This is a genomic window from Agrococcus casei LMG 22410, assembly GCF_900163565.1.
Classification (GTDB): Bacteria; Actinomycetota; Actinomycetes; order Actinomycetales; family Microbacteriaceae; genus Agrococcus; species Agrococcus casei.
In genome coordinates this window covers 122,762-146,746 of record NZ_FUHU01000043.1, presented here as the reverse complement: position 1 = coordinate 146,746, position 23,985 = coordinate 122,762, and the positions used below count along the sequence as shown (strand labels likewise).

At 66.0% G+C, this 23,985-nt stretch carries 27 protein-coding genes and 2 tRNA genes; 22 read left to right on the top strand and 7 right to left on the bottom strand.

Going from position 1 to position 23,985, the window contains the following annotated elements:
• On the bottom strand, nt 1–335 hold a 335-nt coding region (locus CZ674_RS11190), incomplete at its 3' end, for a hypothetical protein (protein WP_143244730.1).
• Nucleotides 336–505: 170 nt separating this feature from the next.
• Between CZ674_RS11190 and CZ674_RS11185 the strand changes: the two genes are divergently transcribed.
• The gene (locus CZ674_RS11185; RefSeq protein ID WP_143244729.1) at nt 506–1,102 is read left to right on the top strand and encodes a hypothetical protein; all 597 of its coding nucleotides are present in this window, start codon (nt 506–508) and stop codon (nt 1,100–1,102) included.
• Nucleotides 1,103–1,200: 98 nt separating this feature from the next.
• On the top strand, nt 1,201–1,902 hold the full coding sequence (locus tag CZ674_RS11180) for a hypothetical protein (protein ID WP_234988563.1): 702 nt from the start codon (nt 1,201–1,203) through the stop codon (nt 1,900–1,902).
• Here CZ674_RS11180 and CZ674_RS11175 read toward each other — a convergent pair.
• Complete coding sequence (locus CZ674_RS11175) at nt 1,899–2,312, bottom strand: DUF3054 domain-containing protein (protein ID WP_086992601.1); 414 nt, start codon at nt 2,310–2,312, stop codon at nt 1,899–1,901. The genes CZ674_RS11180 and CZ674_RS11175 overlap by 4 nt on opposite strands.
• Nucleotides 2,305–2,937 (bottom strand): Pr6Pr family membrane protein, encoded by a 633-nt coding sequence (locus CZ674_RS11170; protein ID WP_086992600.1) that lies wholly within the window; start codon nt 2,935–2,937, stop codon nt 2,305–2,307. Before CZ674_RS11170 ends, CZ674_RS11175 begins: the two co-directional genes overlap by 8 nt.
• Before the next feature lie 118 nt (nt 2,938–3,055).
• On the opposite strand from CZ674_RS11170, the gene hisS reads away from it, so the two are divergent.
• From hisS to CZ674_RS11095, 15 genes are all read left to right on the top strand, one after another.
• Nucleotides 3,056–4,273: a histidine--tRNA ligase gene (gene hisS / locus CZ674_RS11165; protein WP_086992610.1), complete on the top strand. Its 1,218-nt coding sequence runs from the start codon at nt 3,056–3,058 to the stop codon at nt 4,271–4,273.
• Nucleotides 4,274–4,382: 109 nt separating this feature from the next.
• On the top strand, nt 4,383–5,663 hold the full coding sequence (gene eno / locus CZ674_RS11160; RefSeq protein ID WP_086992599.1) for a phosphopyruvate hydratase: 1,281 nt from the start codon (nt 4,383–4,385) through the stop codon (nt 5,661–5,663).
• Between the two features lie 73 nt (nt 5,664–5,736).
• Entirely contained in the window at nt 5,737–6,219 is a 483-nt protein-coding gene (locus tag CZ674_RS11155) for an FtsB family cell division protein (RefSeq protein WP_086992598.1), read from the top strand.
• A complete protein-coding gene (locus CZ674_RS11150; protein WP_234988562.1) occupies nt 6,216–6,713 on the top strand; it encodes a DUF501 domain-containing protein in 498 nt (165 codons plus the stop codon). The genes CZ674_RS11155 and CZ674_RS11150 overlap by 4 nt, the downstream gene beginning before the upstream one ends.
• A 42-nt stretch (nt 6,714–6,755) precedes the next feature.
• Nucleotides 6,756–8,156 (top strand): NAD(P)/FAD-dependent oxidoreductase, encoded by a 1,401-nt coding sequence (locus CZ674_RS11145; protein ID WP_086992597.1) that lies wholly within the window; start codon nt 6,756–6,758, stop codon nt 8,154–8,156.
• Nucleotides 8,157–8,169: 13 nt separating this feature from the next.
• Nucleotides 8,170–8,243, top strand: a tRNA-Leu gene (locus CZ674_RS11140).
• Between the two features lie 44 nt (nt 8,244–8,287).
• Entirely contained in the window at nt 8,288–8,896 is a 609-nt protein-coding gene (locus CZ674_RS11135; RefSeq protein WP_143244728.1) for a TetR/AcrR family transcriptional regulator, read from the top strand.
• Nucleotides 8,897–8,945: 49 nt separating this feature from the next.
• A complete protein-coding gene (locus CZ674_RS11130) occupies nt 8,946–10,211 on the top strand; it encodes an amino acid deaminase/aldolase (protein ID WP_086992595.1) in 1,266 nt (421 codons plus the stop codon).
• A complete protein-coding gene (locus CZ674_RS11125) occupies nt 10,208–11,500 on the top strand; it encodes a D-arabinono-1,4-lactone oxidase (protein ID WP_086992594.1) in 1,293 nt (430 codons plus the stop codon). Before CZ674_RS11130 ends, CZ674_RS11125 begins: the two co-directional genes overlap by 4 nt.
• A 56-nt stretch (nt 11,501–11,556) precedes the next feature.
• Nucleotides 11,557–12,138, top strand: a complete 582-nt coding sequence (locus CZ674_RS11120; protein ID WP_086992593.1) for a LemA family protein — start codon at nt 11,557–11,559, stop codon at nt 12,136–12,138.
• A 14-nt stretch (nt 12,139–12,152) separates the two neighbouring features.
• Nucleotides 12,153–13,568 (top strand): cysteine--tRNA ligase, encoded by a 1,416-nt coding sequence (gene cysS, locus CZ674_RS11115; RefSeq protein ID WP_086992592.1) that lies wholly within the window; start codon nt 12,153–12,155, stop codon nt 13,566–13,568.
• Nucleotides 13,565–14,542, top strand: a complete 978-nt coding sequence (rlmB, locus tag CZ674_RS11110) for a 23S rRNA (guanosine(2251)-2'-O)-methyltransferase RlmB (protein ID WP_086992591.1) — start codon at nt 13,565–13,567, stop codon at nt 14,540–14,542. The genes cysS and rlmB overlap by 4 nt, the downstream gene beginning before the upstream one ends.
• A 10-nt stretch (nt 14,543–14,552) precedes the next feature.
• Nucleotides 14,553–15,278 carry a DsbA family protein gene (locus CZ674_RS11105; RefSeq protein WP_159456973.1) on the top strand — a complete coding sequence of 242 codons (726 nt, stop codon included), beginning with the start codon at nt 14,553–14,555 and terminating at the stop codon, nt 15,276–15,278.
• A 133-nt stretch (nt 15,279–15,411) separates the two neighbouring features.
• Complete coding sequence (locus CZ674_RS11100) at nt 15,412–16,374, top strand: DsbA family protein (protein WP_086992589.1); 963 nt, start codon at nt 15,412–15,414, stop codon at nt 16,372–16,374.
• Nucleotides 16,374–17,300: a DsbA family protein gene (locus CZ674_RS11095; RefSeq protein ID WP_086992588.1), complete on the top strand. Its 927-nt coding sequence runs from the start codon at nt 16,374–16,376 to the stop codon at nt 17,298–17,300. The genes CZ674_RS11100 and CZ674_RS11095 overlap by 1 nt, the downstream gene beginning before the upstream one ends.
• Nucleotides 17,301–17,429: 129 nt before the next feature.
• On the opposite strand, the gene CZ674_RS11090 is transcribed toward CZ674_RS11095, so the two are convergent.
• A tRNA-Thr gene (locus CZ674_RS11090) sits at nt 17,430–17,502 on the bottom strand.
• Between the two features lie 38 nt (nt 17,503–17,540).
• On the opposite strand from CZ674_RS11090, the gene CZ674_RS11085 reads away from it, so the two are divergent.
• Entirely contained in the window at nt 17,541–18,050 is a 510-nt protein-coding gene (locus tag CZ674_RS11085) for a GNAT family N-acetyltransferase (protein ID WP_086992587.1), read from the top strand.
• The gene (locus CZ674_RS11080) at nt 18,050–19,009 is read left to right on the top strand and encodes a DMT family transporter (RefSeq protein WP_086992586.1); all 960 of its coding nucleotides are present in this window, start codon (nt 18,050–18,052) and stop codon (nt 19,007–19,009) included. Before CZ674_RS11085 ends, CZ674_RS11080 begins: the two co-directional genes overlap by 1 nt.
• On the opposite strand, the gene msrB is transcribed toward CZ674_RS11080, so the two are convergent.
• The gene (msrB, locus tag CZ674_RS11075) at nt 18,993–19,394 is read right to left on the bottom strand and encodes a peptide-methionine (R)-S-oxide reductase MsrB (RefSeq protein ID WP_086992585.1); all 402 of its coding nucleotides are present in this window, start codon (nt 19,392–19,394) and stop codon (nt 18,993–18,995) included. The genes CZ674_RS11080 and msrB overlap by 17 nt on opposite strands.
• Before the next feature lie 113 nt (nt 19,395–19,507).
• Between msrB and CZ674_RS11070 the strand changes: the two genes are divergently transcribed.
• The 3 genes from CZ674_RS11070 to groL all read left to right on the top strand — a co-directional run bounded on the left by CZ674_RS11070 (nt 19,508) and on the right by groL (nt 21,987).
• On the top strand, nt 19,508–19,756 hold the full coding sequence (locus CZ674_RS11070; RefSeq protein WP_086992584.1) for a DUF3263 domain-containing protein: 249 nt from the start codon (nt 19,508–19,510) through the stop codon (nt 19,754–19,756).
• Nucleotides 19,753–20,256, top strand: coding sequence for a LytR C-terminal domain-containing protein (locus CZ674_RS11065; protein WP_086992583.1), 504 nt, complete (start codon nt 19,753–19,755; stop codon nt 20,254–20,256). Before CZ674_RS11070 ends, CZ674_RS11065 begins: the two co-directional genes overlap by 4 nt.
• Before the next feature lie 111 nt (nt 20,257–20,367).
• The gene (gene groL / locus CZ674_RS11060; protein ID WP_086992582.1) at nt 20,368–21,987 is read left to right on the top strand and encodes a chaperonin GroEL; all 1,620 of its coding nucleotides are present in this window, start codon (nt 20,368–20,370) and stop codon (nt 21,985–21,987) included.
• Nucleotides 21,988–22,040: 53 nt separating this feature from the next.
• On the opposite strand, the gene CZ674_RS11055 is transcribed toward groL, so the two are convergent.
• Nucleotides 22,041–22,331: a WXG100 family type VII secretion target gene (locus CZ674_RS11055; protein WP_086992581.1), complete on the bottom strand. Its 291-nt coding sequence runs from the start codon at nt 22,329–22,331 to the stop codon at nt 22,041–22,043.
• A 54-nt stretch (nt 22,332–22,385) separates the two neighbouring features.
• Nucleotides 22,386–23,984, bottom strand: coding sequence for a sensor histidine kinase (locus CZ674_RS11050; protein WP_234988561.1), 1,599 nt, complete (start codon nt 23,982–23,984; stop codon nt 22,386–22,388).
• Nucleotide 23,985: the final 1 nt, after the last annotated feature.

The following is a 23,985-nucleotide window of genomic DNA, read 5'->3' as shown; positions in this document are numbered from 1 at the left end:
CCATTGACCGCCAGCACGGAAGTCATGTGCTGCCACTCATTTTCGTGGGCCATGTTGAGGCTGCTGACCTGCTGCGCAGCGCATTCATCAGCCAAGTCAGCGCATTGCGCGCGCACGATCTCGCGGTTGGCTTGCAGCTGTTCGATCGCAGCATCGAGATCTGACAAGGTGCGCATGGTTGCGTAGAGCATCGACTTCGCTGACCAGTACTGCAGCGCCTGATCCACCGACTCGGCACCGACATCGCCGGCAATAAACCCGCCGCGATCATCGGAAAATACACCGGTGCTGAGCAGCTCGGTGGGCAGCTTGTCGATGCGCGTCTCGTCTAACATGCGGTGCCACCTCCCCAGTGTTTGTCTGCGTTTTCGTCTTGTCTTCGACACTACGGGGGACCTGTGACATGACCTGCCCGGTGGTCTGCATTTGCCGCAGATTGGGTGATATCGGGTGTGCTTGTGGATAACTTCTGCGGCGGTTTGGGCTGCGTTTGTACGCTGTGCGCATGCGATGGAGAGCTTTGGCAGCGGCTGGGTTGATGGCGACGATTGCGGTGTCTGCGATCGGATGTGCGGGTGAAGATGCGACCGTGCCTTCCGAGACGATGGAACTGCCGACGCCCCCGCCATCGGAGATGCCGGAGGTGCTCGATCTCGAAGCGATGTCCGATGAGGAGTTGCTTGCTGAAGCCCGCCGCTCCTACCAGGGCTGGCTTGATGACGTGGAGGAGATGCGCGCGTCTGGAAGCGACAACTACTTGGCTCTCGATGAGTGGACAACCGCGAACTACCGCGACACCATTCAGGGCATCTTCGATGTGCACCTGCCGGATGGTGCGTACATCGAAGGTGCACAGAGCCTCATTGGGGTCGAGCTCGCGAAACAGCAAAGCGGCGACGAAGGTGCTGTTGAGGTGAACATCTGCCTGGACAACACGACTGCTGACTACTTTGACGCCGAAGGAACAGACATCAAACGCGAAGATGCTCCCGACACGTCAGTCGGTTCGGCAACGCTGCTTCTTTCACCTGACGAGACAAGGCTGCTGATCGACAGCGAGACGAAGACAGACAAGGTCGGTGAGTCTCTGTGCGGTTCATAGCAATCGCCCTTGCGGTCGCATTCTGTCCGGGGTTCACACTCGGTTTCCCGTTGCCGCAGGCGAACGAATGCTTGGGCTGGAACGACCCCGGTGTTGGCGTGATCGGTGACACTGTCGTCGTTGGCGTGGAGGGCAACTGTCAAACACCGCCGGACACAGGGTCAGACGACGACGGCGTGTTTGCAGACCCTAGTGACCAGCTCCCACCCGACGCCCCGTACTACGGCTGTGACCCGGCCACGGATCCGCGTGAGTGCGCGTTTCAGCGGTGGGTTGACCGCGAGCCGTATGACGACACGGTTCCGACGGATCCCGTCGTGATCACGGTGCGCGATGTGGCGCAGTTCCAGCCTTCGACCTCAGAACTCATCGTCGAGCCGAACGGGTGGGGGATCGTCAATCGTCCGGTGAATGTGTTCACCGATGCCGAAGCGCACACGTCCACAGGCACGGTGCTGGGACGCCCTGTCACAATCTCATGGCAGCTGGTCTCGTTCACGGTCGACTATGGCGACGGCACGGTCGAAACCCACACAGCCCCAGGTCATGCATGGGCCGACGGCGAGCCGTGGATGCCCACCGACACCTCACACATCTACACCGAGACCGGCGACTACGTGGTGAGCGCGTCAGTGGAGTACTCAGCAGTGGTGCACGTCGGCGGCAGAGAAGTCCCGGTGCAGGGCACGGTCACGGTCGAGACGGGTGACGCAGCCGTCAGCATCTACTGGGTCAAGACCAGGCTGGTGCGGGGGGACTGCATCGACTTTCCGCTTGACCCGGGGTGCGACGCTCCCTAACGCTGTGCAGTCGGTCGAGCGCGCATCCGTCGCACGACAGCGGCGATCAGCCGCCACCCCACCAGCAGCACCAGCAGTGTCACCGTGGCGACGATCACGAATGGCAGGGCGGTTCCCTGGTCAGACACGGCACGCAGCAGCATGCCGCCGGCGACGGTCACAACCCACACCGGCATGGCAGTGCGCACAATCGACAACGGGCGACGCCAGCCGAGGCAGATGACCCACCCGACGGCCAGTGCGGCGAGAAACGGCCACGCGGTCGTCGCGAGACCGAGGCCGCCGTCACCGAATACGCCCCGCTCATGGCTGGCACGGCCGATGGCAGCGAACACCACGACGAGAGCGGCATCGAGCACGAGGGCCAGCGCGACGTGAGCGCGCGGTGCGGCAGGTTCGGTGTCAGACATCCTCCGACCCTACTCGCGGATGTGCAACCCGCGACATGAGCGCGACGGCGTAGATGCCCACAATGAACGCGATGAGCACCTGGCCTGTCGATGGGATCAGACCGAGCACACCGTTGGTGGCTGGGTCGAGAAACGGATACGGCACCCAGCCGTCGATGCCCCAGCGAATCCAGCAGCAGATGAGGTATCCGATCGGGTAGATCATCCACAGCCACGCACGGCGGATGCGCAGCGGCTGTGCAGAGCGCACGAGCAGCCAGTCGGCGGCCGCCAGAACCGGCAGCAGGCGATGGTGCGCGAGGTTCGTGAACGTGATGTCCCACGACCAGACCTCTTCGGGCTGCGCGACGAGCAGCGCGTAGACGAGTCCCGTGAGCACGATGTACGCGGTGGCGGCCCCTCGCAGCTGCTCGAACCAGGCAGGCCTGCGGGGCTGGACCAGCATCCAGATCCAGACTCCTGCGATCAGGATGTTCGAGTGCACCGTGAAGTAGCCGAAGTGCTCACTGGCACGCTCACCGGTGACCGTGAGGTTGGCGATGTTCCAGGCCTCGGCGAACAGCGCCGCGAGAATGCCGATCGTGCGCCAGGCGACTACGGTCGGGCTGTCGTCGTTGAAGAGCACACGCTCATTGTCTCACCGGGGCTCACTGCTGCGGCAGCACGATGACAGGCCGCGGCCATTTGCGGGCAAGCGAAGCGACTGTCATCTCGAAGTGCTCCGCAATGAAAGAATGAACGGCATGGCAACTCACGTCGTTCCCCCGCGCGGCATGCGCGACTTCCTGCCCGCTCAGAAGCGCCGTCGCGAGCGCGTGCTCTCGACGATCCGCGAGGCGTTCGCCGCGCACGGATTCGCCGAGATCGAGACGCCCGTCGTCGAAGACGTCGCACGGCTGCACTCGGGGCTTGGCGGCGACAACGAGAAGCTGACGTTCCGCGTCATGAAGCGCGGCATCACGGCCGAAGACCTCGCCGAGGCTGCTGACCCGATCGACCTGGCCGACCTCGGCCTGCGCTTCGACCTGACGGTGCCGCTCGCCAGGTTCCACTCGTCGAACCGGGCAAGCCTGCCGCCTGTGTTCAGAGCTGTGCAGATCGCTCCGGTGTGGCGCGCCGAGCGCCCGCAGAAGGGCCGCTTCCGCCAGTTCATGCAGTGTGACATCGACATCCTCGGCGAAGCCGGCATCGGCGCCGAGCTCGAGCTGCTGACGGCGGCCGGCGACGCGCTCGGGCGACTCGGTCTCGACGGCGCGTTCATCCGCGTGAACGACCGGCGCGTGCTGTTTGCGGTGCTCGACGCCGCATCCGTGCCAGCCGACAAGCAGGATTCTGCGCTCATCGCCATCGACAAGCTCGACAAGATCGGTGCGGACGGCGTGACGGCCGAGCTTGCCGAGATGGGCCTCGACGGCGCGCGGGTGATGCAGATCATCAACGAGCTGGCGGCGGGCAGCGTGCCTGACGGCATCGACGAAGACCAGCTGGCGACCGTGCGCGAGCTGCTTGAGGCGGATTGCGGCGTGCGGATCGAGTTCGACCCCTCGCTCGTGCGGGGCATGGGCTACTACACCGGTGCGATCTACGAGATCGCCCACCCCGACTTGCCGTATTCGATCGGCGGCGGTGGCCGCTACGACGGCATGATCGGACGCTTCTCGGGCACCGATGTTCCTGCCGCCGGCATCTCGCTGGGCTTCGAGCGGCTCGTCGACCTCGTCGAGCTCGAAGACGACGGCATCGAGACCATCGGCCTGATCGTCGACAAGCGCTCGTCGGCGGATGCGCTCATCAAGGCGAAGCGCGCTCTCATCTCAGAGGGCAAGCGGGTTGTGATCGCAAAGCAGACGAACAACATGAAGTCGGTCATGGCGCAGATTGCAGAAGCCGGTGCGACCCACTTCGCATTCGTGACGCCGAGCACGGACGCCAGCGCGATCGAGGTCAAGCCGCTCGACTGATGCCTGCCCTCGATGAATGTCGGGTGAATTGGCCCAAGTCGTGTCGGAGGCTCCGCTCAGATCGCTAGGCTGGGTCACAGCAATCACTGCAATGAGCGAAGGAGCCTCCGTGGCACTCATCGAAACCGTTCAGGCGCGCGAGATTCTCGATTCGCGCGGAAACCCGACCGTCGAGGTCGAGGTGCTGCTCTCAGACGGCACGGTCAGCCGTGCCGCTGTTCCGAGCGGTGCGTCGACTGGCGAGTTCGAGGCCTACGAGCTGCGCGACGGCGACCCCGAGCGCTACCTCGGCAAGGGTGTGCAGAAGGCTGTCGAGGCCATCAACGAAGAGATCGCCGACGAGATCGAGGGCATCCCCGCTGACGACCAGCGCATCCTCGACGCGATGCTGCTCGAGCTCGACGGCAGCGAGAACAAGGCCAACCTCGGCGCGAACGCCATTCTGGGCGTCTCGCTTGCAGTCGCGAAGGCCGCTGCAGACTCCGCTGAGCTGCCGCTGTTCCGCTACCTCGGCGGCCCCAACGCCTTCCTGCTGCCTGTTCCGATGATGAACGTCATCAACGGCGGCGCCCACGCTGACACCGGTGTCGACATCCAGGAGTTCATGATCCTGCCGGCTGGCGCCGAGACGTTCAGCGAGGGCCTCCGCTGGGGCACCGAGACCTACCACGCGCTCAAGAGCCTGCTCAAGGAGAAGGGCCTCTCGACCGGCCTCGGCGACGAGGGCGGCTTTGCTCCCGACCTCGCGAACAACCGCCAGGCGCTCGACCTGCTCGTGGAGGCGATCGAGAAGGCGGGCTTCGTGCCCGGCGACGACATCGCGCTCGGCCTCGACGTCGCAGCCAGCGAGTTCTTCGCCGACGGCGCCTACAGCTTCGAGGGCGAGAAGCGCTCGGCTGAAGACATGGCCGCGTACTACGAGAAGCTCGTTGCCGACTACCCGCTCGTGTCGATCGAAGACCCGCTCGACGAGAACGACTGGGACGGATGGGTCAGCCTGACCGAGTCGCTCGACGAGAAGGTGCAGCTGGTCGGCGACGACCTGTTCGTGACCAACCCCGAGCGCCTCGAAGAGGGCATCGCCAAGGGTGCAGCGAACGCGCTGCTGGTCAAGGTCAACCAGATCGGCACGCTCTCCGAGACGCTCGACGCGATCCGCATCGCGACCCAGTTCGGCTACTCGTCGGTCATCTCGCACCGTTCGGGCGAGACCGAAGACACGACGATCGCCGACATAGCGGTCGCGGTCAACGCCGGCCAGATCAAGACGGGCGCCCCCGCTCGCTCGGAGCGCGTCGCGAAGTACAACCAGCTGCTGCGCATCGAGGAAGACCTCGGCGACGCAGCGCACTACGCCGGCTGGGAGGCCTTCCCGCGCTTCGACGCGTAGTGCACGCAGCTCACACAGACACGGGGCGTCCGATTCGGGCGCCCCGCTGTCATGAGCCGGTACGCTGATCCTCATGGCAGACAAGGCATCCGGGAGCACCAAAGCGGTGCAGTCGAGGGGCCAGCTGCGCGTCTCGTGGCTGTTCCTCACCGTCGTGGCGCTCGTGCTCGTCGGCGCGTTCACCCTGTCGCCGTCGATCTCGCTGCTGATCGAGCAGAATGCACGCATCAACGAGCTGCAGGGCGACCTCGACGAGGTCAATGCCGACATCGACGAGCTCGAGCAGGAGGTCGCGAACTGGAGCGATCCCGCATACGTGCAGGCGCAGGCTCGCGACCGGCTCTACTACGTGATGCCCGGTGAGCAGGCGTTCACCGTGCTCGATGACCGCGAGGGCCTCGAGACGCTCGACGACACATCGGTCACGTCCGACTCGCTCACGCAGGAGAGCGTCGACTGGGCCACAGTGGGGCTCGAGTCGATCATCATCGCCGGCGTCACCGAGCAGACGCAGGAAGAGCTTGCAGACACATCCGTGATCGTGGAGGGCGAATGATCGAGCCGGCAACCGAGCGCGACACCGAGATCATGCGCGAGCAGCTGGGGCGCGAGCTGCGCGGCGTCGTGGGCGTTGCAGCCCGCTACGGCGACGAGTCGCCGGCGGTCGTCGCAACGCAGCCGAGGCTTCCCGACGGCTCGCCGTTTCCGACCTTCTACTACCTCACCCACCCCGAGCTCACGATCGCCGCATCGCGCATCGAGGCGGCGGGACGCATGGCCGAGCTTGCAGAGCTGCTCGAGAGCGAGCCCGTTGCAGCCGCCTACCAGCGCGCACACGAGGCCTACATCGCCGACCGCGACGTGCACGGGCACGTAGAAGAGGTCGCGGGCGTCTCAGCCGGCGGGATGCCCACCCGGGTCAAGTGCGTGCATGCACTCATCGGGCACTCGCTCGCAACGGGTCGCGGCGTGAACCCCATCGGCGACACCGCACTCGAGTGGATGGGCTGGGACTGGCAGAAGCGCATCCTGGTGACGCAAGAGGGGTAGACTCGCTGAGGACTTTCCACTCAGCTATGTAAGGACCCGATTTTGGCTGTCAAAATTCTGATCGTCGGCGGCGGCTACGCCGGCTTTTACACCGCCCGCGGACTCGAGCGCATGCTGAAGCCGTCGGAGGCGTCGATCACTGTCGTCGACCCCAACCCGTACATGACCTACCTGCCGTTCCTGCCTGAGGTCGCAGCCGGATCCATCGATCCGCGCCACTCCGTCGTGTCGCTGCGCCGCCACCTCAAGGCGACAGAGGTCGTCGGCGGTCGCGTCACGAAGGTCGACCACAGCGCCAAGACAGCTGAGATCACCCCCGAGACCGGCGAGGCCTGGGTTGAAGAGTACGACGTCATCGTCATGACGGCCGGCTCGGTCTCGCGCACGTTCCCGATTCCGGGCGTCGCAGACCACGCCATCGGCATGAAATCGATCGAAGAGGCCGTGTACGTTCGCGACCGCCTGATCGGCAACTTCGCGCGCGCCGCAGCGCTGCCTGTCGACAGCCCCGAGCGCGAGGCGCTGCTCACCTTCACCGTCGTCGGCGGCGGCTTCGCAGGCATCGAGACGATCGCCGAGATGCGCTCGCTCGCGACCAGCCTGATCGAGTACTACCCGCAGATCACGATCGACGACACGCACTTCCACCTCGTCGAGGCCATGGGCCGCATCATGCCCGAGGTCAGTGAGGGCATGGCCGAGTGGGTCGTCCAGGACCTCGAGCGCCGCTTCGTCAACGTGCACCTGAACACGCAGCTGCAGAACGCAGAAGACAAGGTCGTGCAGCTCTCGACCGGCGAAGAGTTCAAGAGCGACATCATCGTCTGGACCGCCGGCGTCATGGCGAACCCGATGGTTCGCACCACCGACTTCCCGATCGACGAGCGCGGCCGCCTCACGGCGCTTCCGACGCTGCAGATCGCAGAGGACGGCACCGTGGTGCCCGACGCCTGGACGGCAGGCGACGTCTCGGCTGTTCCCGACATCTCGAAGACGCCGGGGCCTGGCGGCTTCTGCGTGCCGAACGCACAGCACGCCGTTCGTCAGGGCAAGCTCATGGCGAAGAACATCGTGGCCGTGCTCCGTGCTGAGCAGCCCATCGAGTACAACCACGCGAACCAGGGCGCAGTCGCTGGCCTCGGCATCGGCAACGGCGTGTTCCAGAGCGGCAAGTTCAAGCTCAAGGGCTGGATGGCATGGATGGCGCACCGCGTCTACCACGGCATGGCAATGCCCATGTTCGAGCGCAAGGCACGCGTGTTCTCCGGCTGGATCAACAACCAGTTCCTCGGCCGCGACATTGCGCCGACCGAGCACGTGCTCGAGCCGCGCGTATTCTTCGAGACGTACGCTTCGCGCCCTAAGCCGAAGGTCGAAGAGGCTCCCAAGGCCGATGAAGCAGCCAAGGCAGATGCAGCGCCGAAGGGAGACGCCAAGGCCTGATCGGCCAGAAGCAGCCCTCGTAGCCCAATTGGCAGAGGCAGGGGACTTAAAATCCTCCAAGTGTCGGTTCGAGTCCGACCGGGGGCACTCGTGACACCAGTCACGGTGAGCAGGTGCCAAGGAGGGCAATCTTGTCAACGCGGATGCGCAGTGCAGATCGCCGTCGCTTGCTGGCGCAGGCGACTCGAGACATCATCCTGACCGAGGGCGAGAAGGCGGCGACTGTCCGCGCCATCACCGGCCGCGCCGGCATGCCGCTGTCGAGCTTCCACTACGTCTACGAGTCGCGCGAAGAGGCGGTTCGCGAGGTGTGGCCGCTGCTGCGCGCAGACGACAGCTTCTTCGCAGTTCCCGAGCTGCCTGAGGGCACGACGATGGAAGACGTGATCATCGGCATGGTCACGTCGTGGTTCCGCGGCACCGCCGCCGAGCCGCTGAAGGAGCTCGGCGAGCTCGAGCTGTTCGTGCACAGCATCCGCACCGAAGAGCTTCGCGCGCTGCCGGCAGAGTTCCAGTCGACGTACGAAGAGCTTGTGATCGGAGCCCTCGAGAACGCCATGGAGCAGCTGGGCGTCACGGCGCTGATTCCCATGCGGTCGCTTGCGCGCATGGTGCTCATCGTCACCGACGGCGCCTCGAAGGGCATGCTCGTCAATGCTGATGCGATTCAGCCCGATGAGCTGATTCCGCCGCTATTCAGCGGCTTCAATCGCTTCTTCGCCGCGGTCGACCCAGCCTGAGTTGGACGCAAGTCCCACATAGCTCGGCCGACAGTGCCAGAATATCGGCATGGACTCGCACGGCATCGACTCGCACGGCACCGAGGCGCACAGCATCGAATCACACAGGGGCGTTCGAGGCGCCGACATTGGCTGCTCGCAGCACTGGCGTGCACTGCAGCTTGCGACAGAGCATCTGCCGGCGCCGGTCGCAGCGATCTCTGTCGAGGCGCTGGAAGCCAATGCCGCCTCGATCCGGGCTCGCGCATCCGGAACCCCCATCAGGGTCGCCTCGAAGTCGATACGCGTGCGCGATGTGCTGCGGCGCCTCGACCGCGAGGACTGGACGCAGGGCATCCTGGCGTTCTCGCTCGCCGAGGCGATCTGGCTGAGCGACGAGTTCGACGACCTGCTGGTGGCGTATCCGCAGACCGACAGGACCGCGTACCGCGAGCTCGCAGGCAACGAGACTGCTGCTGCGCGCGTCACGGTCATGATCGACTCGGTCGACCACCTCGACTTCATCGACAGCGTCGTGCCGCCGAGCGGGCGCCGCGAGATCAGAGTGGCGATCGACCTCGACGCATCGTGGAAGGGGCCGCTCGGGCACATCGGGGTGTTCCGGTCGCCGGTGCACTCGCCGCAGGATGCCCGCGCGCTCGCAGAAGCAGTTGTGGCCCGGCCGGGCTTCAGGCTTGTGGGGCTGATGGCGTACGAGGCGCAGATCGCGGGCGTCGGCGACAAGCCCAAGAACGCCGTCATGGCGCAGATGCTGCCGCGCATGCAGCGGCTCTCGGCGGCAGAGCTGCGCGAACGGCGCGGCGAGACAGTGCGGCTGATTCGCGAGATCGCAGACCTCGAGTTCGTCAACGGCGGCGGAACCGGCTCGATCGAGTCGACAGCCAGCGAGACTGCGGTGACCGATGTGGCAGCCGGCAGCGGCTTCTTCGGGCCGCACCTGTTCGACACCTACGCGGGATTCACGCCCCAGCCTGCCGTCGGCTTCGCGCTCGACGTGGTGCGAAAGCCTGCCGATGACGTGGTGACCTGCTTCGGAGGAGGCTGGATCGCGTCGGGGCCGGCTGCCGACGATCGGCTGCCGCAGCCTGTGTATCCGGGCGGGCTGAAGTACCTGCCGCGCGAAGGCGCAGGCGAGGTGCAGACGCCGCTGCGAGGCAATGCCGCCCGGGGCCTGCGCATCGGCGACAGAGTATGGATGCGGCACACGAAGAGCGGTGAGGTCTGCGAGCACGCGAATGCGCTGCAGGCGGTCGAGGGCGGTGCAGTGGTGGCAGAATGGCCCACCTACCGCGGTGAGGGAAAGGTGTTCGCATGACGTGGCGCAACTGGGGCCGGACGTTCTCAGCCGATCCCGTCTCGGTCGAGACGCCGGGCAGCGTCGATGAGCTGCGCGAGCTCGTCACGGCGCACAGGGGCACCGGCATCGGCCTGAAATCCGTGGGTGCCGGGCACTCGTTCTCGGCAGCGGCGCAGCCAGACGGAGCCCAGCTGCGGCTCGACCGGTTCGCCGGACTGCTGCGCGTTGACATCGAGTCGGGCCGCGTCCGGTTCGGCGCGGGCACGAGGCTGTTTCGCGTTGCGCCGCTGCTCGCGCCGTTCGGCCTCGCGCTGCCCAACATGGGCGACATCGACAGACAGACCATCGCCGGAGCGATCTCGACAGGCACGCACGGAACCGGGCTCGCGCATCCGTCGATTGGAGCCAACGTCACCGCAGTCCAGATGGTGACGGGCCGCGGCGAGGTGCTTGAGATCTCGCCGGAGTCGAACCCGGCTCTCTTGCCAGCAGTGCGGCTGGGTCTCGGCGCCCTCGGCGTCATCACCGAGGTCGAGATCCAGTGTGTTCCGGCGTTCAGGCTGCGGGCGCGCGAGGCCGCCGAGCCGCTCGAGCAGGTGCTGGGGGAGTGGGATGCGCGCATCCGTTCTGCCGACCACTTCGAGTTCTACTGGTTCCCGCACACGACATCCGCCGTCACCAAGACCAACACGCGAACCGATGCACCTGCAGAGCCCGTGCATCCGCTTCGCCGATGGGGCGACGCATGGCTGCTGCAGGGCGCTGCGTTCGGGGCGATGAACGAGGCTGCGACTGCGTTCCCCGCAGCCGTGCCTGCGCTCAACGGCATCGCAGCGCCGCTGATGCCCGGAGCCGGCCACGTCGACAGGTCGGACCGCGTGTTCGTCTCGCGCAGGCCGCTGAGATTTCGCGAGATCGAGTTCGCGGTGCCGGTCGCGGCGATGCAGGATGCGCTGCGCGACATCGCAGGAGTCGTCGAGCGAAGTCGTGAGCAGGTTGCGTTTCCGGTCGAGGTGCGTGCCGCCGCTGCCGACGACGCCATGCTCTCGACAGCACATGGCCGAGACGTCGCCTACATCGCGATCCACTCGTATGTGCGGCAGGATCCGCGCAGGCTCTTCGCGGAGGCGCAGCGAGCGCTGCTCGCGCACGAGGGCAGGCCGCACTGGGGCAAGATGCACTCGGTGACGCACGAGCGATTCCGCGGGATGCTGCCGCAGTTCGAGCGATTCCTTGCCGTGCGCGACGAGCTCGACCCGGATCGCGTGTTCGCAAACGAGTACACGCGTCGCGTTCTCGGCGAGTGAACAGGCTCTCAGCATTGCTTCAGTCGTTGCCCAGCCAGAATCCGTAGGCTGTCAGCATGCTTGATCTCTCCATCCCGGCGCTCATCATCGGCGGCGTCATCGTCGTCCTCCTCATCGCCATCGTCATCTGGCTGATCTCGATCTACAACGGCCTCGTTCGCCTGCACCAGCGGGTCGAAGAGTCGTGGAGTGGCATCACGGTGCAGCTGAAGCGACGGGCCGATCTGATTCCCAACCTCATCAGCACGGTGCAGGGCTACGCGACGCATGAGCAGGGCCTCTTCGAACGCGTGACAGCAGCCCGCTCGAAGTCGGTGCACGCGCAGTCGCCCGCCGAGGCCGCTGCTGCCGAGCCCGAGCTGACATCGTCGCTTCGCTCGGTGTTCGCCGTTGCTGAGGGCTACCCCCAGCTGCAGGCGAGCGGCAACTTCCTGCAGCTGCAGCAGGAGCTCAGCGACACAGAAGACAAGGTGCAGGCAGCACGCCGCTTCTACAACTCGAGCGTGCGTGACTTCAACACCAAGATCCGCGTGTTTCCGCACAACCTCTTCGTGCGCTCACTCGGCTTCAGCGAGCGCCAGTTCTTCGAGGTGAACGACCCGGGCGCCATCGCTGAACCGCCGCGCGTCCAGTTCTAGCTACTCTTGGAGTCGTGACCGTTCGCATCTACGACTCCCGAAGCCAGCAGCTGACCGACTTCGCTCCCGTTCACCCGGGACGCGCGTCGCTCTATGTGTGCGGCCCCACGGTGCAGTCGGGGCCGCACATCGGTCATGTTCGCAGCGCCCTCGCGTACGACGTGTGGCGTCGCTGGCTCGAGCACAGGGGCTACCGCACCGAGCTCGTGCGCAACGTGACCGACATCGACGACAAGGTGCTCGCCAACGCCACTGACGACGAGTCGTGGTTCGCGCTCGCATACCGTGTCGAGCGCGAATTCAGCGAGGCGTATCGCGCTGTCGGCGTGCTGCCGCCCACGTACGAGCCGCGCGCAACGGGCTCGATTCCCGAGATGATCGAGCTGATCGAGCAGCTGATCGAGCGAGGCCACGCGTACCCCGCAGCAGACGGGTCCGCCGACGTCTACTTCGACGTGCGGTCGTGGCCCGAATACGGTGCGCTCACACGGCAGTCGGTCGATGACATGGAGGATGCGGCAGACGCCGACCCTCGTGGCAAGCGAGACCCGCGCGACTTCGCCCTCTGGAAGGCGCGCAAAGACGACGAGCCGGCCAGCGCATCCTGGTCGTCTCCGTGGGGTGCAGGGCGTCCTGGCTGGCACATCGAGTGCTCGGCGATGAGCCGCAAGTTCCTCGGCGACAGCTTCGACATCCACGGCGGCGGCATCGACCTGCGCTTTCCGCATCACGAGAACGAGCTGACGCAGTCGAGCGCTGCAGGCCTCGGCTTCGCCAGTGTCTGGAGCCACAACGGAGCCGTGACCGTGAACGGCACGAAGATGTCGAAGTCGCTCGGCAACTCGATCTTCGCCCACGAGATGGTCGAGACGGTTCGCCCGATCGTCGTGCGCTACTTCTTGCTCACGCCGCACTATCGCAGCGTCATCGACGTGCGCGTCGTCGACGGCGAGCTCGAGAACGGATCGCTCGCAGAGGCGGCTTCGGCATTCGAGCGCATCGAGGACTTCCTCGAGCGTGCCGACGCGGCTGCTGCGGTCGAAGCCGGCGAGCTGCCAGAGGCATTCGCTGCGGCAATGGACGATGACCTCTCGACCCCACAGGCAGTCGCCGTGCTGCACGAGACTGTGCGCGCCGGAAATGCCGCGCTCGCATCCGACGACCTCCCGACTGCGACAGCGGCCGCCGCATCCGTGCTGGCCATGCTGCGCGTGCTGGGACTCGACCCTGCCGACCCGATCTGGGCGGCTCCGGCCGGGGGAGCCGAGGCGGATGCCCTGGCCGCCTTAGTCGAATCACTCATCGCCGAACGCGCCGAGGCGAGGTCGCATCGCGACTTCGCGCGTGCGGACGGCATCCGAAACAGCCTTGTCACAGCCGGAATCGAGCTGGAAGACGGCAAGGACGCAACCACTTGGAGCATCGCATGAACCGACCGAGCAGGCCCGCAGGCAAGAAGGGCCCCCAGAAGGGAACAGGCGGCAAGGGCCGCCGATCGCTCGAGGGCCGCGGCCCGACGCCGAAGGCAGAAGACCGCGAGTACCACCCCGCAGCCAAGCGCAAGGCAGCACGCGAGCGCTATGACGCCGCGGCGGCGAGGCACGGCGGCGGGCAGAAGCCGCAGCAGCATCGCCGTCGGCCCACTGCCGGCGACGACTCCGAGCTCGTGACAGGGCGCAACTCGGTGCTCGAGGCGCTCCGCACGAAGGTGCCGGCGACTGCGCTCTACATCGCGAACCGCATCGAGGTCGACGACCGCGTGAAAGAGATCATGCGCATCGCGACCGGCCGCGGTGTGCCGATCATGGAGGTCATGCGCCCTGAGCTCGACCGCCTGACCGGTGCAGACTCAGTGCACCAGGGGCTCGCGCTCAAGGTGCCGCCGTACCAGTACTCGCACCCGAGCGACCTGCTTGACCGTGCGGCTCGTGCCGGAGAGGCGCCGCTCATCGTCGCCCTCGACGGCGTCACCGACCCGCGCAACCTCGGAGCGATCGTGCGCAGTGCTGCGGCATTCGGCGCGCACGGCGTGGTGATTCCCCAGCGTCGCTCGGCCGGCATGACCGCCTCGGCGTGGAAGACCAGCGCGGGCGCGGCAGCGAGGCTTCCGGTCGCGCTCGCGAGCAACCTCAACAATGCCCTGAAAGACCTCAAGGCTGACGGACTCTTCATCGCGGGCCTCGATGCAGGAGGCGATGTCGACCTGCCGAGCCTGAACCTCGCGAAGGAGCCGCTGGTCATCGTCGTCGGCAGCGAGGGCGAGGGCCTCTCGCGGCTCGCACGCGAGATCTGCGACGTCATCGTCTCGATTCCGATCGGGGCCGACACCGAGTCGCTGAACGCCGGCATCGCGGCCTCCGTGTCGCTCTACGAGATCTCGAAGCAGCGAGCGGTGCGCGCGTAGCATGGGCACCATGAAGTCTTCGCGGATCAAGACCACGCTCGCGGCCCTGTTCGTCGGTGCGCTCGTGCTCACCGGCTGCTCGATGGGAGGCCCTCCCGAGCCGCCCGAGACCGCGACCGAGGGCCTCGTGCCGATGAACCTCGAGACAGCCGGCGTCACGTACATGAGCGACGGCGTGCTCGAGTCGGATGCCGCTCCTGCGTTCGCAGCTCCTCCCGAGACCGATGCGATCGACGTCGGCATGGTGTTCGACCCGATGTGCCCGCACTGTGCGAACTTCGAGGCGCAGTTCGGCGAGACCATCGCGTCGCTCATCGACAGCGGCGACATCACGCTGACGGCCTACCCGGTGGCGTTCGTCGCCGGCGAGCTGTCAGAGAAGAGCGCCAACGCCTTCTATGCGGTCGTCTCGTACTCGCCGGAGCACGCGCAGGAGTTCCAGACCGAGCTGCTTGCCGCGAATCTCGCGCAGGGCGGTCTCGACGATGACGCACTGATCGAGCTCGCCGCGTCAGTCGGAGCGACAGACGAGAAGATCGAGCAGGCGATCACCGAGGGGTCGTTCATCGACCTCATCAAGGGCCTCACAGAGCAGGCGCTCGGACAGGAGATTCCGGGCACCGGCGTCACGCTCTCCGGCACGCCGCTGATCTTCGCCGAGGGAGTCGAGCTCGAGTCTCCGACCTTCTCGGGCACGCCCGAAGAGGCGCTGGCGACGCTCGAATCGCAGCTCTGATCATTGCCCAGGCTGCCGGCGCGCAGTCATAGGCTGACCATATTTTTGGCTGACAAACTCGATACGCCATATCCTGGTGACTGGCCTGTCTGCGGCGAAGTGATCCGCATGCCCACAACTGACTTGAGGTTCCATGACTGACAACGGTGAGAAGCTGACGAAGAATGAGCGACGTGCAGCCGCGCGCGAGAAGGCGCGCCTCCAGCACGAAGCCCGCATCCGCCGCGAGAAGCGCAACCGCCGACTGACCATCGGCGGCATCGTCATCGCTGCGCTCGCCGTGGTCGTGGTGGTGGTGATGGTCATCGTCAACGGCATCCGCCCGGCGGCCCCCGGCCCCGAGAACATGGCGGCAGACGGCATCGTCGTCGGCCAGGGCCTCGAGGCAGAGCGCACCGACCCGATTCCGGTCGACGGCGAGATGGTGCCGACAGAGCAGACCGACGACATCCTGCAGATCGTGATCTACCAGGACTACATGTGCGGCGCCTGCGGCACATTCGAGCAGACGAACGGCGAAACCATTCGAGCGCTCGTCGAGCAGGGACTCGCGACTGTCGAGTACCACCCGGTGTCGTTCCTCGACAACTCGTCGCTCGGGTCAAAGTACTCGACGCGTGCAGCGAATGCAGCGGCGTGTGTCGCAGAACACTCGCCCGACAGCTTCTTCGAGTGGAACACGCTGATGTTCGCCAACCAGCCCGATCAGATGACGACGGGCCTCGAAGACGAGCAGATGATCGAGCTCGCAGGTCAGGCCGGAGTCGACACTGAAGGCGAGTTCACCGACTGCGTCCGCAGCGTGCACTTCGAAGACTGGGTGCGCGACGTCGTCGACCGCCTCTACGCCGAGCCCGTTCCGTACACGTACGAAGGCGGCGAAGAGGTGCAGGCGCTGCAGACGCCGACCGTGCTCGTCAACGGCCGTCACTACCAGGGCCCCAACGAAGACGCAGCCGTGTTCCAGGGCTTCATCCAGTCGGTGCAGGGTGAGCTCGAGGCTGCCGGAGGCAGCGACGAAGAGGGCGCAGACGAAGAGGCTTCGCAGGAGCCCTCCGAGTCGCCTTCTGAGTCTGAGACCGAAGAGACTCCGTAGTGCAGCGCCGGCGTCGAGCACTCTCAGCGACTGCGCTGCTCGGCGCCGTCATGCTGCTCGTCGCCGGATGCGCGGGCGGCGAGCGCACGTTCGACAGCGCGGACGAGCTGGCCCAGGCGTATGTCGATGCCGGCGGCACCTGCGCAGAACTGCAGCAGCAGTTCAAAGACGACAGCGACACCGGGCCGACGGTCATCACCTGCGGCAACGACACGGTGCTCACGCTGACCGACGGCGAAGACCAGACTTCTGATGTCGCCACTGGTGCCATGCTGCGCGGAGCCACGGTGCTCGTCGGAAGCGGATGGGTCGTGCAAGACCCCGATGCCGCGCAGCTGCGCGAAGACCTCGGCGGGTCGCTGCTGGCTCTGCAGGATGGCCAGTCACCGCGAAACGTGAACCAGGGAGCCGTCTCGTTCGGCGACGGCGAGACGCGCATCCAGGTCGTCGTCGACCCGCTGTGCGACTACTGCAACCGCTTTCTCGAGGCCAATGGCGAGCAGCTGATCGAGCTTGCCGACAGCGGCGAGGCCACGGTCGAGTACCGCATCGTGGCACTCAACGACTCACCCGAGAACGGCTTCGGCTCGTCGTACGGGTCGAATGCGCTCGCGTGCGCTGCCGATGAGAACCCGGATGCATTCAGACCGCTGCTGGCGACGATCCTCGCCGATTCCGAAGGCGCCGCCTGGACCCCGGAGTCGCTGAAGACTGCGGCATCCGGTGCCGGCGCATCCGTCGACACCTGCATCGACGAGGGCCAGTTTCTGTACTGGACGATGAACACGACGCGCACGGTGCTGAACGAGGGGCTGCCCAGCGGCGACAACCTCGGCGGCGTGCCGTACATCACGATCGACGGCGAGCCGTATGCGCAGTCGGTCTCCGATGCCGATGGGTTCGCAGAAGCGGTGTCGGGGGAGTAGCCACCGAGGCGGCAGGGAAATCCGGATGCGCGAATGCAGCGGGCAGCGGAGGGCGCGCAGTCGGCGCCTCAATAGATGCAAGAACCCGATTCCCTAGAGAACACTGGGGAGTCGGGGTCATTTTCTTTGTGCCCGCAGAGGGATTCGAACCCCCAACCATCGACTTACAAAATCGCTGCTCTACCGTTGGAGCTATGCGGGCCGGCACAAAGTGCAACCCCACTATCTTAGGCTAGATCAGTGCCCCAATTGCGAATCCTGTCACCTGAAGCCGATGCGGCACCGGTTTTCGCCGCATTCGAGGCAGCCGACGACGACCTGCTGAGGCAGGCACCTCCGATTCGCAGCGTCGCGGCGGCGCGCTTCTACGTCGAGCACGTCGCCCCGAACGGCTGGGCGATCGAGCACGGCGGCGAATTCGCAGGCATCGTGCTCGCCACGAACAGGAGCAGCGACCACCGCAGCGCGTGGATGTCGTACTGGGTCTCGCCCCGGCACCGAGGGCTCGGTCTTGCCGCCTGGGCGCTTGCTGCCGCATCCGATCTGCTGTTCGCAGACGACTTCTTCAGGCTCGAGCTCGGCGCCCGCGTCAACAACCCGGCATCGGTCAAGACAGCAGAGCGTGCTGGCTACCTGCACGAGGGCATCAGCCGCGCCGAGCTCGAGTACGACGGCGTGCGCCACGATGTGGTGCGCATGGCGAGACTTGCCACCGACCCGAAGCCTCGGCTCGAATCGCGGCAGCCTTGATGCGCATTCTCGCGATGCTCGCCGCATTTGTCGGCGGCGCCTCGATGGCTGTGCAGGGGCGCATCAACGGTGAGCTCGGCGTGCGCTTCGAGAACGGCTACGCGGCGGCGCTCGTCTCGTTCGGCGGCGGCCTGATCGTGCTGATCGCGATCGCGGCGACGATTCCGCGCAGCCGGCGCGGCTTCGGCAGGCTGGTCACGGCGCTGCGCACCGGCGACATCCCGTGGTGGCACCTGGTCGCCGGCGTCATCGGCGGCTGGTTCGTGATCGCCCAGGGCCTCACGATCGGGGTGCTGGGGGTTGCCGCGTTCACGATCGGCACCGTGGCCGGTCAGACCATCAGCGCGCTGGTCGTCGACCGCATCGGCTTCGGCGTGCTGCCGGCTCGGCGCGTGACGCTCAACAGGCTTGCAGGCGCCGCCATCGCGATCGTGGCGGTGTCGCTGACGGTTGTGGTGGGCTCGACCCGCATCGGCGGCGAGATGTGGCTGCTGCTGCTGCCGTTCATCGGCGGTTCGCTGCAGCCGCTGCAGCAGGCGATCCTCGGCAGCATGCAGCGCAAGACCCAGGATGTCGTGACGCCGTCGCTTGCGAACTTCGCGCTCGGAACAGCGGTGATCGCCCTCGTCTGCGTCGTCGTGTTCGCCGGCGGCACGGGCATTCGCGAGCTGCCGACCGAATGGTGGCTCTACTCGGGCGGTCTCATCGGCGCGGTGTTCATCGCGGTTGCCGCAGTCGTCGTGCAGAAGCTCGGCACGCTGCTGATGAGCCTGCTGCTCATCTCAGGGCAGGTGATCGCAGCGCTCGTGCTCGACCTCGTGCTGCCGGCGGAGGGTCAGGAGGTCACGGCGTGGTCGTTCGTCAGCGCAGGGCTCACGCTGGTTGCCGTGATCGTCTCGAGCTGGCGGAGATTCCGGCGGTCGGCGCCTGCTCCGGCCGAGGCTACGACTCGGGTGTGAAGCCCAGGGCCAGCGAGTTCATGCAGTAGCGGTCGCCCGTGGGCGTCTGCGGAGCGTCGGGGAAGACGTGACCCAGGTGGCTCTTGCACTTCGCGCAACGGACCTCGGTGCGAACCATGCCGAGCGTGGTGTCTTCGAGCAGCTCGACTGCGTCTTCCTGCACCGTCTCGTAGAAGCTCGGCCAGCCGCAGCCGGCGTCGAACTTGGTCTCGTCGCGGAACAGCTCGTTGCCGCAGGCGCCGCAGCTGTACACGCCGGAGCGGTTCTCGTCGAGCAGTGCGCCGGTGTACGCGCGCTCGGTGCCAGCCTCGCGCAGCACGTGGAACTGCTCGGGTGTGAGGGCTGCACGCCATTCGGCGTCGGTGCGGTTCGTCTGGTCGCTCATGCTCCCAGCGTACGCTCCTCGGAGCCCGTGTTACAGAGGGTTCGCTCACGGCTGTCGTCATCCATGAGCGTCGCTGCGCAGTCTCGGGGCGATACGGGAATACTATTGATCGCATGCCCGCAACGACACCGGAGACTGCTCTGACAGAGCTCGACCGCAGCATCCTCCTGTTCGAAGAGGAGTGGCAGGGCGGAAAGTCGGCCAAGTCGAACGCCATCCGGCAGCGCTTCGGCATCTCTTCGGTGCAGTATCACCACAGGCTTGCCGTGCTCGTCGACGACCCGAGCGCGCTGCGCAGCTCGCCCCAGCTCGTGCACCGTCTGCAGAACGTTCGGGCAAAGAGCTTCGGACACGCTCGATGAACGACTCGTATCGCAAGGGCGACCGCGTCGGAGCTCACCGGGGATGGCCCGCGATGGGCATGCCGCTGTGGGCGAAATGGCTGATCGCACTGGGGCTCGTGATCATCCTCACGATCGTCGGAGTGCTGCTCGTGCAGTCGATGCGCGCTGACATGATCACATCAAACCCGACCTCGTCCGAGGGCGAGACCCCGACGGATCCGAGTTCGGTTCCCGAAGACACATCGGTCGCAGTGCTCGACGCATCGTCGACCGAAGGGCGCGCCGACTCGGTCATGGAGCAGCTGTCGGCAGCCGGATGGGCGAGCGGCATCACCGGCGGCGCTTCAGCCCCGTACGACGAGACGACGGTGTTCTACCAGGCTCCCGAGTACAAGGCTGCCGCCCGGGCTGTCGCAGACGAACTGGGCGTCTCCGCGATCTCGGAGACCTCTGTCGACCTCTCGGGCTCACCGGTCACCGTGATCGTCGGAACCGACGCCGACGAGCTCGGTCTCTAGCGCATCCGTTCACTTGCACTCGACGAGGGAGAGTGCCAGACTTGCATTGGCACTCGAAACCAATGAGTGCCAATTACGTACGTCACTGGCGTCCAGGAGGGACGAACACTAATGGCAAAGATGATCGCATTTGACGAGGAGGCTCGTCGTGGGCTCGAGCGTGGTCTGAACACGCTCGCCGACGCAGTCAAGGTCACCCTCGGCCCGCGTGGCCGCAACGTCGTTCTCGAGAAGAAGTGGGGCGCTCCCACGATCACGAACGACGGTGTTTCGATCGCCAAGGAGATCGAGCTCGACGACCCGTTCGAGAAGATCGGCGCAGAGCTCGTCAAGGAGGTCGCTCAGAAGACTGACGACGTCGCAGGCGACGGCACCACGACCTCAGTCGTGCTCGCACAGTCACTGGTCCGCGAAGGCCTGCGCAACGTCGCAGCCGGCGCTGACCCCATCAGCCTCAAGCGCGGCATCGAGAAGGCCACCGCGGCAGTCTCGAAGCAGCTGCTCGAGAACGCCAAGGAGGTCGAGACGACCGAAGAGATCGCAGCGACCGCTTCGATCTCGGCTGCTGATGAAGAGATCGGCAAGCTCATCGCCGAGGCAATCGACAAGGTCGGCAAGGAAGGCGTCGTCACTGTCGAAGAGTCGAACACCTACGGCACCGAGCTCGAGCTCACCGAGGGCATGCGCTTCGACAAGGGCTTCCTGTCGCAGTACTTCGTCACCGACCCCGAGCGTCAGGAGACCGTCTTCGAAGACGCGTACGTCCTGATCGTCAACAGCAAGATCTCGAACATCAAGGATCTCCTCCCCGTTGTCGACAAGGTGATCCAGGCTGGCAAGCAGCTCGTCATCATCGCTGAAGACGTCGACGGCGAAGCACTCGCGACGCTCGTCGTGAACAAGATCCGCGGCATCTTCAAGTCGGTTGCCGTCAAGGCTCCCGGCTTCGGCGACCGTCGCAAGGCGATGCTGGCTGACATGGCCATCCTCACCGGCGGCCAGGTCATCAGCGAAGAGGTCGGTCTCAAGCTCGAGAACACGACGCTCGACATGCTGGGCCGTGCCCGCAAGGTCGTCATCACCAAGGACGAGACCACGATCGTCGAGGGCGCCGGCGAGGCCGACGCAATCGCAGGCCGCGTGCGTCAGATCCGCCAGGAGATCGAGGCGACCGACAGCGACTACGACCGCGAGAAGCTCCAGGAGCGCCTCGCGAAGCTCGCAGGCGGCGTCGCAGTCATCCGTTCGGGTGCAGCGACCGAGGTCGAGCTCAAGGAGCGCAAGCACCGCATCGAGGATGCAGTGCGCAACGCGAAGGCAGCAGTCGAAGAGGGCATCGTGGCCGGTGGTGGCGTGGCGCTCATCCAGGCAGCGAAGACCGTCTTCGAGACGCTCAACCTCGAAGGCGACGAGGCGACCGGTGCTGCGATCGTGAAGATCGCAGTCGACGCCCCGCTCAAGCAGATCGCTGCCAACGCAGGCCTCGAGCCCGGTGTCGTCGCAGAGCGCGTGCGCGGACTCGAGATCGGTCACGGCCTCAACGCCGCAACCGGCGAGTACGTCAACATGCTCGCTGCTGGCATCTCTGACCCCGTCAAGGTGACCCGCTCGGCTCTCGAGAACGCAGCGTCGATCGCAGCGCTCTTCCTGACGACCGAGGCTGTCGTCGCCGACAAGCCCGAGAAGACCCCGGCAATGCCGGCAGACCCCACGGGCGGCATGGACTTCTAAAGCCCATCCAGCCAGAAGGACCCCCGCAGGCGCGGGGGTCCTTCTGCGTTCGCCTAGGCAGCGAACATGCGCATGTTCGACGACTCGACGTCCTGGTACTGCTGGCCCGCCATCTGCAGCGCCTGGTTGATCTGCGCGATCGACTCCTCGACCCGCAGCTGCGTCGCGTGCCAATTCTGCATGACGCCCTGAAACGCCGCACTCGCGCCTCCGTGCCAGGAGTCCTGCAGAGCCTGCAGCGCGGCATACATGCCCTGCACCTCCGTCGTGACTCGGCCGCTCGAAACACGAACGTTTCCGGCGGTCGCGTTGATCTGCTCGCTGTCTACTGTGAATACCGGCATGTCTGCCTCCCTTTCGTCTCTGCTGCCGAAGGTAGGCCGAAGTGCGGGTGTGCGTCAGGTCTGGGTGTGGGGCTGTGGAGAGCCGCCGGTTGTGGAGTTTGCCTCTGCGCTGATCCTGCGCGCCAGCTCGCGCAGCGACTTGTCGTCTGCGAGCGGCAGCGTGATGCGGAAGGTGGCGCCGCCCCCGGGCGTCTCGACGGCGTCGACCGTGCCGTTGTGGGCTTCTACGAGGCCGGCGACGATCGCGAGCCCCAGGCCCGAGCCGCCGGTCTCGCGGTCGCGCGACTTGTCGGCTCTGAAGAAGCGCTCGAAGATCTTCGCGCGCAGCGGCCCTGGAATGCCGGGGCCGTGGTCGATCACGTGCACCTGGGCCTCGCGGCGCTGCCACGAGACGCCGACGCCGAGCTCGATGGGCGAGCAGGCAGGCGTGTAGCGAAGCGCGTTCGTGATGAGGTTGGCGATGAGCTGGCGGATGGCATTCTCGTCTGCGATGACGACAGCGGGCGGCAGCATCGGCGGCGGTGCGAAGATCTCGGGGCGAGTGCCGGCTGTTGTGGCGTCGATGACGGCGGTCGCATCCGGGTCGACTTCGACGACCTTGAACCGGCGCTCTGTGTCCTGGGCACGCGCATCCGATGCCGCTTGCGACACGAGCGGCACGAGGTCGATCGGCTCGAGCTTCAGCGGGCGCTTCTCGTCGAGCCTGGCGAGGGTCAGCAGGTCTTCGACCAGGGTTCCCATGCGCTTGGCTTCGCTCTCGATGCGCTCCATCGCGCTGCCGATGTCGTCGGGGTTCTGCAGCGCGCCCATGCGGTACAGCTCGGCGTAGCCGCGCACCGTCACGAGCGGCGTGCGCAGCTCGTGCGAGGCGTCGCCGATGAAGGCGCGCATGTTGCTGACAGACTCGTCGCGCTGCGCCATTGCCGACTCGATGCGGTCGAGCATGGTGTTGAGCGAGTCGTTCAGCCTGCCGATCTCGGTGGTCTTCGACTCTGACACCAGCCTGGTCTCGTAGTCGCCGGCCGCGAAGCTCTCGGCCGAGGTCGCCACTTCGCGCAGGCCACGCAGTGCGCTCTCTGAGAACACTCGTGTGAGGGCCGCGCCGAGCAGGATGGCGATCACCGAGAAGCCCATGTAGATCAGCGTGAACGATCGCCACGAGCCGGTGACGCCGTCGAGGCTTGTGGCGATCACCAGGGTGCCGATGTTGTTCGTGCCGTTCAGGGTCACGGGGCGAGCGACGGCTCGCCACTGCGTGTCGCTGCTCTCGCTCGAGATGATGAACGGCTTGTCGGTGCTTGCGACGAACGGCAGTGTCAGCGTCGACATGTCGGGGTAGGCACGGCCGTCAGGCCGGTTGCTGCACAGCGGTTCGCCGTCGGGTGTGAGCACGGCGAGCACGTACGAGTTCGGAACAGACTGGTCGAGCTGGCACGAGCCGCCGAGGTCATTCGGCGAGATGTCGCTGTAGTTGAAGCTGGCGAGCGCGTCTTCGAGATCGATGTCGAGCTGACGAACGAGCGAGTCGCGCAGCACGCTGACGGTTCCGACGCCCGCGACCGTGAGGCCGAAGGTCATGATCACGACGATCAGCAGAGAGATTCTCGCGGCAAGCGATACGTCTTTCAGCTGCTGCGTGATCCGTGAGAACACG